An 11675-nucleotide genomic window follows, 5' to 3' on the forward strand; every position below is an offset into this window, starting at 1 on the left:
CGACGAACCATGCGCAAGGCCATCGCCACCGTCTCGTTGAGCGGCACGCTGCGGGACAAGCTCGCGGCGGTGGCCGCCGCCGGCTTCGATGCCGTCGAACTGTTCGAGGCCGATTTCATCAACCACCGCGGCAGCGCGCAGGAACTGCGCTCGGTCCTCGACGATCTCGGTCTCGGCGTCGATCTCTACCAGCCGTTTCGCGATTTCGAAGGCATGCCCGACGACCTCTTCCGTCGCAGTCTCGACCGGGCCGAAGCGAAGTTCGATCTGATGCAGACCCTCGGCGCGCCGCTGATGCTGGTCTGCTCGAACACATCCGCCCATTCGTCGAACGACCGCGAGCGTGCTGTCGCCCAGTTGCATGAACTGGCCTCGCGGGCCGCGAGGCGCGGCGTTCGGATCGGCTACGAGGCGCTCGCCTGGGGGCGATGGGTCAATCGCTACGGCCAGGCCTGGGATCTCGTCAAACGTGCCGATCACCCGAACCTGGGACTGATCCTCGACAGCTTTCACACGCTCTCGTTGCAGGACGACCCGGCGGGCATCCGGGAGATTCCGGGCGACAGGATATTTTTCGTCCAGATGGCAGATGCACCGCTGATGGCGATGGATGTCCTGCAGTGGGCGCGGCATCACCGCAACTTCCCCGGCCAGGGTCAGTTCGATCTCGACAACTTCTTCGAACTGGTTCTCCAGGCCGGCTACGCCGGCACGCTGTCGCTCGAGATCTTCAACGATGTGTTCCGCTCCGCGCCGAACCGGCGCACCGCACTCGATGCGATGCGTTCGTTGCTGTTCCTGGAGAGCCAGGTGCGCGAGCGCCTGGAACTGGCGCATGACACGACGGTGCTCGGCCGCATCGAGCTGGCCGAACCGCCGAAAGCGCCTGCGCTGGGCGGCTTCGCCTTTCTCGAATTCGGTGTCGATGCGCGCAGCGGTCAGTCGCTCGGCGCGATGCTGGAGCAGTTCGGATTCACGCGCTACGGCCGCCACCGTTCGAAGGACGTGACCCTCTATCGCCAGGGCGACATTCGCATGGTCCTGAATGCCGAGCCGGGTTCGGCGGCGCAGGCTCGTTTCGAACAGCAGGGGACCAGCGTTTGCACCGTGGGGATTTCGACGCCCGACCCGCTGATGGCCGCCAATCGCGGCAGTGCGTTGCTGTCGGCACGCTGCGACAGCCCGCGCGGCGCACAGGAACTGGAATTGCCGGCGATCGTCTCCCCCGGCGGGATGGTGGTCCAGTTCGTTCCGGTGGGACAGGACATCGAGGCCGACTTCCTCGACGAGCGGCAAGCCGCGGGCGACAGCCTGCAGGGCTGCGATTTGACGGCCATCGATCACATCGCGCTGGGCCTGGCCGTCGATCAACTGGACACCTGGACGCTCTTCGGCCGTGCGGTGCTCGGCCTCACGCCGGGCGAGAGCCAGGAGCTCTCGGACCCGTTCGGGCTGATCCGCAGCCGCGGCGTCTCGAACGCCGACCGGAGCGTGCGCCTCGTCCTGAATGTCTCGATCGGAGACAACACGCGCACTGCGCGCCAGGTCAGCGCGGCCGGTCGTTCCGGCGGCGCGGTGCACCACATCGCACTGCGATGCGCCGACATCTTCGAGACGATGACCCAGCTGCGCGCTGGCGGCGCACGCTTCGTGCCGATCTCGCAGAACTACTACGACGACCTCGTCGCTCGCCTCGACCTCGACGAATCGCTGGTGCGGCGCATGCAAGCCCTCGACATTCTCTACGACGCCTCCGAGGGTGGGGGTCGCTACTTCCACGCCTACAGCGAGAACTTCGACGACAGATTCTTCATCGAGATCGTTCAGCGCGACCGGTACGACGGGTACGGCGTGTTGAACGCGCCGGCGCGACTGGCATCGCAGGCGCAGAGCTGACGATCCGCTAGGGCCTGTTAACAGGCCCTCTAGTGGATCGACGAGAGGAACTGTTTCAGCTCCGGCGTCTTCGGGTCGCCGAAGATCAGGTCCGGCGGGCCGATCTCGTGGATGCGGCCCGCGTGCATGAACACGAGCCGGTCCGACACCTTGCGCGCGAAACTCATCTCGTGCGTGACCATCAGCAAGGTCATGCCCTCGACCGCGAGCGACTCGACGACGCGCAGCACCTCGCCGACCAGCTCGGGGTCGAGCGCCGAGGTGATCTCGTCGCACAGCAGCACCGCCGGCTCCATCGCGAGCGCGCGCGCGATCGCGACGCGCTGCTGCTGGCCGCCCGAGAGCTGGTCGGGCTGCGCGTCGAATTTCTCGGCCAGCCCGACACGCGCGAGCAGCTTCTTCGCCTGCTCGGTGGCGGCCTCGGCGTGGCGCTTCTTGACCAGCGTCGGCGCGAGCATCACGTTGCGGCCGACGCTCAGGTGCGGGAACAGGTTGAAGCCCTGGAAGATCATGCCGACGTGCTGGCGCAGCGTGCGCATCGCGTTCGCGTTGCCGTGCAGCAGCGGGTTGCCGTCGACGCTCAGCGTGCCTTCGTTGAAGACCTCGAGGCCGTTGATGCAGCGCAGCAGCGTGCTCTTGCCCGAGCCGCTCTTGCCGATGATTGCGATGACCTCGCCGCGCTTGACCGACAGGTCGATACCCTTCAGCACCTCGTTCGTGCCGAAGCGCTTCTTCAGGCCCTTGATCTCGACGATTCCTGTCGCGGCTTCAACGGCGGGCATGCAACTTCCTCTCCAATGACTTGCTCCAGGCGGAGATCGGGTAACACAGCGCGAAGTACATCAGCGCGAGACACGCGTAGACCGTGAACGGCCGGAAGGTCGCGTTGGTGATCATCGTGCCGGCCTTGGTCAGCTCGACGAAGCCGATCACCGACGCGAGCGCCGTGCCCTTGATCACCTGCACCAGAAAGCCCACCGTCGGCGGCACCGCGACGCGCAGTGCCTGCGGGCCGATCACGTAGCGCAGCTGCTCGCGCAGGCTCAGCGCGAGCGCCGCCGAGGCCTCCCACTGGCCCTTGTGGACCGCGGCGACGCAGCCGCGCCAGATCTCGGTCAGGAACGCGCTGGTGTAGAGCGTCAGCGCGAGCGCGGCGGCCACCCAGGGCGACACGTTGATGCCGAACAGGCCCAGGCCGAAGTACGCGAGAAAGAGCTGCATCAGCAGCGGCGTGCCCTGGAACAGCTGCACATAGCCGCCTACCAGCGGCTCGGCACCGCGCAGCTTCGCGATGCGCGCGACCAGCAGCGCCAACCCGACGAGCCCGCCGCCGACGAACGCGATCAGCGAGAGCAGCACGGTCCAGCGCGCGGCCAGCAGCAGGTTGCGGAAGATGTCCCAGATCGAGAAGTCGACCATGGTTATCTTCCGAAGATGAACCGGGGGCCAGCCCAGTTCAGCAGCCGCCGCAGCGCCATCGACAGCGCGAGGTAGATCAGCGTGCCGATCAGGTAGGACTCGAACGCGCGGAAGTTGCGCGACTGGATCAGGTTCACCGCGTACTGCAGCTCGGGTGTCGAGATCTGGCCGCACACCGCCGAGCCCAGCATCACGATGATGATCTGGCTCACGAGCGCCGGCCAGACGCGCTTCAGCGACGGCGGCAGCACGACGCGCGTGAAGACCTGCATCTCGCTGAGCGCCAGGCTTTGCGCGGCCTCGATCTGGCCCTTCGGCGTCGTCGCGACGCCGGCGCGCACGATCTCGGCCGAGTAGGCGCCCAGGTTCACGACCATCGCGAGCACCGAGGCGATCTCGGGCGAGAGCTTCACGCCGATCTGCGGCAGGCCGAAGAAGATGAAGAACAGCTGGACGATGAACGGCGTGTTGCGGATCAGCTCGACATACGCGCCGGCGATTACCTTCAGCCAGCCCGGCCCGTGCAGCCGCGCCCACGCGCAGCCCACACCGAGCGCGACGCCGGCGGTCGCCGAGATCGCGGTCAGCCCCAGCGTGACGCCGACGCCCTTGACGAGCAGCGGCCACTCGGCGAGAACCGCCGGGAAGTCGAAGGAGATCACGAAGGCGTCAGCCGGTCGCGCGACGATTCGATGCGGCGATCAGGACGGCAGGTCGCCCAGCGGCCGGCCGAGCCACTTCAGCGCGAGCTTGTTCAGCTCGCCGGAGGCCTTGGCGGCGCCGATGATCTCGTTGACCTTCAGGCGCAGCTTGTCCTCGCCCTTGGCCACGCCGATGAAGTTCGGCGAATCCTTCAGCAGCAGCTTGTATTCGGTGCTGACCTGCGGGTTCTTCGCCATGAAGTTGCCGGCGACCGACGCACCGACACCCATCAGCTGCACCTGGCCGGCGGCATAGGCGGAGACCGTGCCGTTCATGTCCTCGAAGCGCTTGATGTCGACGCCGGGCGGGGCGATCTTGCCGACCTCCTGGTCTTCCATCGCGCCGCGCGTCACGCCGATGCTCTTGCCGGCCAGATCGGCCGGCGTCTTCACGACCAGCGCCTTCGGGCCGAAGATCGCCTGGAAGAACGGCGAGTACGCGATCGTGAAGTCGATGACCTTCTCGCGCTCCGGGTTCTTGCCCAGTGTCGAGATCACGAGGTCGGCCTTCTTGGTCTGCAGGTAAGGGATGCGGTTGGCGCTCGTCACCGGCACGAGCTCGACCTTGACCCCGAGCTTGGCGCCGATCAGCTCGGCCATATCGACGTCCAGCCCTTGCGGCTTCAGCTCGGTGCCGACGAAGCCGTAGGGCGCCGAATCGGTCGGGACGGCGATCACGATCAGCTTCTTCGCCAGCACGTCGTCGAGCGCGGTCTGCGCGAATGCGGTCGTGACGAAGGCAGGGGCCAGGGCCGCCGTCAGCGCGAGTGCGCCAGCGGCCTTCAGGAAGGAACGGGATTGCATCAACAGGTCTCCACGCGAAATGTGTCCGGCGTGGATAGCAAGGCCCGTGCCGGGCGCGCCGACACTAGGTGTTCACCAGCCGTCGGCTGCGCTGCGTGAGCGGAGCGCGCAGGCGCATCAAGGTGCGCTGCAAGACCTTGGCGTCGGAGCTCGCGCGGTGCCGCGGCAGGCGCATCTCGGTCGTGACCTGGGTCTTCACGACGCGCCAGAACGCCGCCTCCTGTTCGGTCAGCAGCGCGCGCAGGTTCTCGAGCTTGAACGAAGGGCTCTGGCCCGCGGCCTCGAACAGCACGCCGAGCCAGACGTAGTCATGCGCCCAGCCGTCGCAATACACGGTCAGCCCGTGCAGCCGCTCGTTCAGCTGGGTCGCGACCTCGGCGATGTCGCGGCCGTGCTGGATCACCGTCTCCAGCTTGATGTGGTGGATCTTCTCGGCGGCCGGGTCCCAGTGCGTCCAGTTCGGGGCCGGGCGGATCAGCGTGCAGTAGCTCTGCCCGTCGGACAACACGAAGCCGACCTCGATCGGATAGCTTTCGCGGCCGAAGCCGGAGGCCTCGATGTCCAGCACCGCGGGGGCTTCGGGGGTCGGCTCGGTGGAGAGGGTGGCGCTGACCATACCCACAGCTTAGGCGCGACCGGGCCCGAATGATTCGTGAACTAACACCGCTCGAAGGGTTCTTCTCGACGCTTCGCCAGCGGCCGCCCGGTTCGGGTTCCCGCCGTTGGACGCGCTTGCCGGCTGCGCTACCGTCGTTGATCCGCATCACAACCACTTTCGTGGAGCATCCCGTGAACCCGAACGCCGCCGCCGCCCCCGAACGCCCGCACCACAAGATCTGGCCGAAGCGGCTGCCGCGCGCGCTGACAGTGCCGAACACGACGCTGTGGTTCAACCTCGAGGTCTCGGCCACGCGCTTCCCGGACAAGCCGGCGTACCGGTTCTTCGGGCGGCCCCTGAGCTTCGGCGAGCTGAAGGCGCAGGCCGAGGCGGTCGCGGGCTGGCTGCAGAGCGTCGGCGTGCGGGCCGGCGATCGGGTCGCGATCTTCATGCAGAACTGCCCGCAGTACGCGGCCGCGCTCTACGGCATCCTGCGCGCCGACTGCGTCGTCGTGCCGGTGAACCCGATGAACCGCGCCGAGGAGTTCAAGCACTTCATCACCGACCCGCAGACCAAGGTCGTGATCTGCAGCGCCGACCTCGCGGCGATCGTCGCGAGCGCGAACGCCGGCGTGCCGGCGACTCAGCAGCTCGCGCAGGTGCTGGTCACGCGCTACACCGACGCGATGCCGGCGCACGAGATCGACCCCGCCGACGCGCCGCCGCCGGCCATGGAAGCCTGGCTGCGCAGCGACCCCGAACTGCCCGCCGGCCACCTGCGCTGGGACGACGTGCTCGGGCGCCGGCTCGTGCCCGGCCCGCACACCGCGCAGCCCGACGATCTGGCGCTGCTGCCCTACACCTCGGGCACGACCGGGCTGCCGAAGGGCTGCATGCACACGCACCGCACACTGATGTCGAACTCGGTCGGCGGCGGCGTCTGGGGTCACGCGAGCCCGGAGACCGTGAGCCTCGCGGTCGTGCCGATGTTCCACATCACCGGGATGCTGTACGGCCTGCTCGGCAACGTCTACATCGGCAGCACCAGCGTGATCCTGCCGCGCTGGGACCGCGAGCTCGCCGGGCGCCTGATCTCGAAGTACCGGATCACGCACTGGACCTGCATCCCGACGATGATCATCGACCTGTTCGGCAGCCCGAACTACAAGAGCTTCGACCTGACGAGCCTCAGCTACCTGAGCGGCGGCGGCGCCGCGATGCCGCAGGCCGTCGCGCAGCGCCTGCAGGACGAATTCGGCCTGACCTTCGCCGAAGGCTACGGCCTGACCGAGACCGCCGCGCCGACGCACGCGAACCCGTCGGAACGCGCGAAGCTGCAGTGCCTGGGCATCCCGATCTTCGGCGTCGATTCGCGCGTGATAGATCCGCTCACGCTGCAGGAGCTGCCGCCCGGCGAAGTCGGCGAGATCGTCAGCCGCGGCCCGATGGTGTTCAAGGGCTACTGGGGTCACCCCGACGCGACGCGCGATGCCTTCATCGAGGTCGACGGCCACACCTTCTTCCGCACCGGCGACCTCGGCCGCATGGACGACGAAGGCTACTTCTTCATGACCGATCGCCTGAAACGCATGATCAACGCGAGTGGCTACAAGATCTGGCCGGCCGAGGTCGAGATGCTGCTCTACAAGCATCCGGCGATCCAGGAAGCCTGCATCATCTCGGCCCGCGACGCCTATCGCGGCGAGACCGTCAAGGCCGTCGTCGTGCTGCGCGCCGAGTCGAAGGGCAAGACCACGGCCGATGACATCACGAACTGGGCGCGCGACAACATGGCCGCCTACAAGGTGCCCCGCATCGTGCAGTTCGTCGAGGCGCTGCCGAAGTCGGGCTCGGGCAAGGTGATGTGGCGGCTGCTGCAGGACCAGGAGACGCAAAGCGACGGAGCGGCGCGATGAAGCGCTTCGTCACGCACGGGCGCGCCGCGTTGTGCGTCGAGGATTCGCAAACGCCCGGCCCGGCGATCGTCTGCCTGCACGCCGGTGTCTGCGACAAGCGCATGTGGGCGCCGCAGGCCGATGCGCTGCGCGCCACGCACCGCGTGCTCGCGTACGACCGGCGCGGCTTCGGCGAGACGCGGTGCGAACCCGAACGGCACGCGCGCGTCGATGACCTGATCGCGGTGCTCGACGAAGCGCAGATCGACCGCGCGGTGCTGATAGGCTGCTCGCAGGGCGGCCGCGTCGCGATCGATGCGGCGCTCGCGCACCCGCAGCGCGTCAGCGCGCTGGTGCTGGTCGCGTGCGCGGTCAGCGGCGCACCGGACGATGCCAGCGGCCCGTTCGATCCGGCGATCCAGGCGCTGGTCGACGCGCTCGAAGCGGCCGAGGTGCGCGGCGATCGCGAGGCGCTGAACGAGCTCGAGGCGCAGGCCTGGCTCGATGGTCCGGCACAGCCGGCGGGCCGCGTCGGCGGCGCGTTGCGCGAACTCTTCCTCGCGATGAATGCGATCGCGCTCGCCGCGCCCGATCCCGGCGAAGCGATCGAGCCGCCGTCGGCCTGGGGCCGACTCGAGGAGATCCGCGTGCCGACGCTCGTCATCTGGGGCGATCGCGACTTTCCGCATTTCGAGCTACGCATGCGCACGCTCGCGCGGCGCATCGCGCTGGCCCAGGCGCTCGTGATGCCCGGCACCGCACACCTGCCGAATCTCGAGCAACCGGCGCCGTTCAACGCGGCCATCGCGCGGTTTCTGCGAACGATGTCGTCGCGCTGACGATGGTCCTCAGGCGACCTGCGCGTCGCGCAGCGCGCCGATCACCGAAGCCATCGCGTCGCGCGCCGAGGCCGGCTCCGTCAGGCGGCCGAACAGATCCTTCGGATTCGCACCCGGCGGCACCAGCGCCACGTCGTCGCCGATGTCGCGGGCCAGCGCCAACGCGTAGACGTAGCGCAGCGCCGAGTAGTCTTCGAGCGCGAAGCCGACCGAGTCGAACACCGTGACCTGCTGCGGGTGCTCGCGGCCCGCCGCGAGGCCGGCCAGCACGCGCCACAACTCGGTGACCGGGAAGTCCGCCGGCAGCTGCTGGATGTCGCCTTCGATGCGCGTCTGCGGCTCGTACTCGACGATCACGCGACTCGCCCGCAGCACGTCGGCATGCAGCTCGGTCTTGCCCGGGCAATCGCCGCCGACCGCGTTGATGTGCATGCCGGGCTCGATCATCTGCGGCGTCAGGATCGTCGCGAGCGCCTTGTCGGCCGTCACGGTCGTGACGATGTCGGCACCGCGCACCGCTTCGGCGATCGACGCAGCCCGACGCACGCGCAGCCCGGGGTAGGCGGCGAGATTGCGGATCAGCTTGTCGGTCGCGGCCGGGTCGACATCGAACGCGCGGATCTCGTCGATGCCGAGCAGCGTGTGGAACGCGAGCGACTGAAATTCGCCCTGCGCGCCGTTGCCGATCAACGCCATGCGGCGCGACTCGGGACGGGCGAGCTTGCGGGCGACCAGCGCCGAGGTCGACGCAGTGCGCAGCGCGGTCGTCAGCGTGAGCTCGGAGAGCAGCAGCGGGTAGCCGGTGTCGACCTCGGCGAGCACGCCGAAGGCCATCACGGTGAACAGCCCGCGCGCGGTGTTGCTCGGGTGGCCGTTAACGTACTTGAACGCGAAGCGCTGTGCGTCCGCGACCGGCATCAGCTCGATCACGCCGACCGGCGAATGGCAGGCCAGGCGCGCGGACTTGTCGAAGTCCGGCCAGCGCAGGTAGTCGTCGTGGATGGCCTGGGCCAGTTCGGTCAGGAAGCGCAGCACGCCGACTTCGCGCACCAGCTGGGTCATCGAAGGAACATCAAGGAAGCGCGTCATCGGTCTCTCCGGTATCGGGAGAATCTTCCCGGCCTTTGCAGCCAACGAAAAGACAGCAGACTGATCGATATGATCCATGTCTTGTGCAAATTGTTCACGAGAGGCGAACGATATGAACAACATTGACGACACCGACCGGGAACTGCTCGCGCTGTTGCGCCTAGACGCGCGCATGCCGGTCGCGACCCTCGCGGCCAAGCTGAAGGTCGCGCGCGGCACGGTCCAGAACCGCATGAAGCGGCTCGAACGCGACGGCGTGATCGTCGGCTACACGGTGCGCGTCAAGCCGCAGGCCGAAGCGCACCGCATCCGCGCGCTGATGACGATCGTCGTCGAAGGCAACCGCGGCGCCGAGGTGCTGCATGCGCTGCGCGGCCACCCGAACGTGACCGGCCTGCACAGCACGAACGGCCGCTGGGACCTGATCGCCGAACTGCGCGCCGATTCGCTCGAGGCCTTCGATCGGGTGCTCGGCAACATCCGGTTGATCGATGGCATCGCGAGCACCGAGACGAGCTTGCTGTTGTCGACGCACAAGGTGTGAGATGACCCTGCTTGCATGCGTTGGCGGGATCGCCGGCACGGGGTGGCCGCCCGGTGGGCAGACTGCTCGCCCCTCGCTGCGCGAGGGGTACCCTGCGATGCTCGGTCTCCTGGCCCGTCGCCGAACTCGCTCCGTTCGCTGCGCTCACTGCACTCAGACAGCCGCGACGAGTCAGTTGACGAAGCGCGCTGCGCGCGCGGCCACGAGCCCTGCGCTTCTCGGCGTCGCACACAGCCCACCGGCCGGCCACCCCGCACCGGCTCGGGCACCGTCGAGCGCTTCGGCGCCGCAGTCCTCAGCGGTGGTGCAAAGGCGAGAGCGGGCAGGCCGGCGAGGGCATCAGGAAGCCAGCGCCGAGCAGCGCAGCGCAGCAGGGTCGGGCCGCTTGCGGCCCAAGTCCGCGTGTTTGAGGTCCTGTACTCAGGGCCGAGTTTGCGGACTTGCCCTGCGTAGCGAGCAGCGCAGGGTACCCCTCGCGCAGCGAGGGGCGCGGCTTCAGCCCTCGACGGCCTGGTCGCTCTCGCCTTTGCCGCTCCGACGCCTGAAGGCTTGCTCGCCTCTCGCCGCGGCGGTGGACCCACAGAATGGCTGGGGTATCTCCCCGGCACCCCGCTGGATGTTCGGCCTTAGATTCGCCGACGCATGAGCAACGCCGCACTCGCCGACCGCTTCGACCTTCGCCAACTGAGCGATGCGTTCTACGATGACCCGTTTCCGACCTACCACGCGCTGCGCGAACACGCGCCGGTGAAGCGCATGCCCGACGGCAGCGTGTTCCTGACGCGCTACGCCGATGTCGTCGCGGTCTACAAGGACCCGAAGACTTTCAGCTCCGACAAGCACGAGGAGTTCGCCCCGAAGTACGGCCTGAGTTCCGCGCTGTTCGAGCACCACACGACGAGCCTGGTGTTCAACGACCCGCCGCTGCACACGCGCGTGCGCCGGCTCGTCGCGGGCGCGCTGACGCCGCGTCACGTCGCGGCGATGGAGGAGGGCCTCGTCGTGCTCGTCGACACGCTGCTCGATGCGATGCACGCGCAGGCGACTGCGGGCCAGTCGGTCGATCTCATCGAGTCGTTCGCCGCCGCGATCCCGGTCGAGATCATCGGCAACCTGCTGCGCGTGCCGCACGCCGAGCGCGGACCCTTGCGCGCATGGTCGCTGGCGATCCTCGGCGCGCTCGAGCCGGCGCTGACCGACGCGATGCACGCGCGCGGCAACGCCGCGGTGCGCGAGATGCTGGCCTACCTCGAAGGCCTGGTCGCACGCCGCGCGCAGGCGCCGGGCGACCCCGAGACCGACGTGCTGACGCGGCTGATCCAGGGCGAGGTGAGCGCGTCCGATGGTGCGACCGAGCGGCTGCTCGCGAAGGAGCTGCTGCACAACTGCATCTTCCTGCTCAACGCCGGCCACGAGACGACGACGAACCTGATCGGCAACGGTCTGAAATGCCTGCTCGATGCGCCGGAGCAGAAGCGGCGCCTGCTCGCCGAGCCCGAGCTGATCCGCAGCGCGATCGAGGAGTTCCTGCGCATCGAGAGCTCGAACCAGCTCGGCAACCGCATCACGACGGTCGAGACCGAGATCGGCGGCGTCCGGCTCGCGCCGCACACCCAGGTCACGTTGTGCATCGGCGCCGCGAACCGCGATCCGGCGCAGTTCCCGAACCCGGACACGCTCGACATTTCTCGCATGCCGAACCGGCACGTCGCGTTCGGCTCCGGCATCCACCAGTGCGTCGGCATGGGTCTCGCGCGACTCGAAGGGCGGGTCGCCATCAGCAGGTTTCTGGCGCGCTTCCCGAGCTGCCGGCTGGCCGGCGCCGCGGTGCGCTCGAAGCGCGTGCGCTTCCGCGGGCACCTCGCGATTCCGGTCGCGTTGCTCGGCTGA

11 protein-coding genes are annotated in these 11675 nt (G+C 68.3%); 5 read left to right on the top strand and 6 right to left on the bottom strand.

The annotated features are described in order from the left end of the window. Positions 1-9 precede the first annotated feature (9 nt). Positions 10-1896, top strand: a complete 1887-nt coding sequence (locus tag AC1DTW_RS25465) for a bifunctional sugar phosphate isomerase/epimerase/4-hydroxyphenylpyruvate dioxygenase family protein (protein ID WP_477984328.1) — start codon at positions 10-12, stop codon at positions 1894-1896. A gap of 29 nt (positions 1897-1925) precedes the next feature. Here AC1DTW_RS25465 and AC1DTW_RS25470 read toward each other — a convergent pair whose 3' ends face one another. The 5 genes from AC1DTW_RS25470 to AC1DTW_RS25490 form a co-directional block, all read right to left on the bottom strand. Then, complete coding sequence (locus tag AC1DTW_RS25470) at positions 1926-2678, bottom strand: amino acid ABC transporter ATP-binding protein (protein ID WP_477984330.1); 753 nt, start codon at positions 2676-2678, stop codon at positions 1926-1928. Then, positions 2665-3315, bottom strand: coding sequence for an amino acid ABC transporter permease (locus tag AC1DTW_RS25475; RefSeq protein ID WP_477984332.1), 651 nt, complete (start codon positions 3313-3315; stop codon positions 2665-2667). The genes AC1DTW_RS25470 and AC1DTW_RS25475 overlap by 14 nt, the downstream gene beginning before the upstream one ends. 2 nt (positions 3316-3317) lie before the next feature. Beyond that, positions 3318-3974, bottom strand: coding sequence for an amino acid ABC transporter permease (locus tag AC1DTW_RS25480; RefSeq protein WP_477984382.1), 657 nt, complete (start codon positions 3972-3974; stop codon positions 3318-3320). A 42-nt stretch (positions 3975-4016) separates the two neighbouring features. Then, a complete protein-coding gene (locus tag AC1DTW_RS25485) occupies positions 4017-4820 on the bottom strand; it encodes a transporter substrate-binding domain-containing protein (RefSeq protein ID WP_477984334.1) in 804 nt (267 codons plus the stop codon). A gap of 64 nt (positions 4821-4884) precedes the next feature. Further along, positions 4885-5436 carry a hypothetical protein gene (locus AC1DTW_RS25490; RefSeq protein ID WP_477984336.1) on the bottom strand — a complete coding sequence of 184 codons (552 nt, stop codon included), beginning with the start codon at positions 5434-5436 and terminating at the stop codon, positions 4885-4887. Between the two features lie 173 nt (positions 5437-5609). Here AC1DTW_RS25490 and AC1DTW_RS25495 point away from each other — a divergent pair, with 173 nt between their 5' ends. Both AC1DTW_RS25495 and AC1DTW_RS25500 read left to right on the top strand, forming a co-directional pair. Next, the gene (locus tag AC1DTW_RS25495) at positions 5610-7334 is read left to right on the top strand and encodes a long-chain fatty acid--CoA ligase (protein ID WP_477984338.1); all 1725 of its coding nucleotides are present in this window, start codon (positions 5610-5612) and stop codon (positions 7332-7334) included. Then, positions 7331-8152 (top strand): alpha/beta fold hydrolase, encoded by an 822-nt coding sequence (locus AC1DTW_RS25500; protein ID WP_477984340.1) that lies wholly within the window; start codon positions 7331-7333, stop codon positions 8150-8152. The genes AC1DTW_RS25495 and AC1DTW_RS25500 overlap by 4 nt, the downstream gene beginning before the upstream one ends. 9 nt (positions 8153-8161) lie before the next feature. Here AC1DTW_RS25500 and ocd read toward each other — a convergent pair whose 3' ends face one another. Continuing rightward, positions 8162-9241 (bottom strand): ornithine cyclodeaminase, encoded by a 1080-nt coding sequence (ocd, locus tag AC1DTW_RS25505; protein ID WP_477984342.1) that lies wholly within the window; start codon positions 9239-9241, stop codon positions 8162-8164. 112 nt (positions 9242-9353) lie between these two features. Between ocd and AC1DTW_RS25510 the strand changes: the two genes are divergently transcribed. Continuing rightward, the gene (locus AC1DTW_RS25510; protein WP_477984344.1) at positions 9354-9785 is read left to right on the top strand and encodes an Lrp/AsnC family transcriptional regulator; all 432 of its coding nucleotides are present in this window, start codon (positions 9354-9356) and stop codon (positions 9783-9785) included. 642 nt (positions 9786-10427) lie between these two features. Further along, positions 10428-11675, top strand: coding sequence for a cytochrome P450 (locus AC1DTW_RS25515; RefSeq protein WP_477984346.1), 1248 nt, complete (start codon positions 10428-10430; stop codon positions 11673-11675).

It is taken from the genome of Rhizobacter sp. P5_A1 (genome assembly GCF_056400745.1).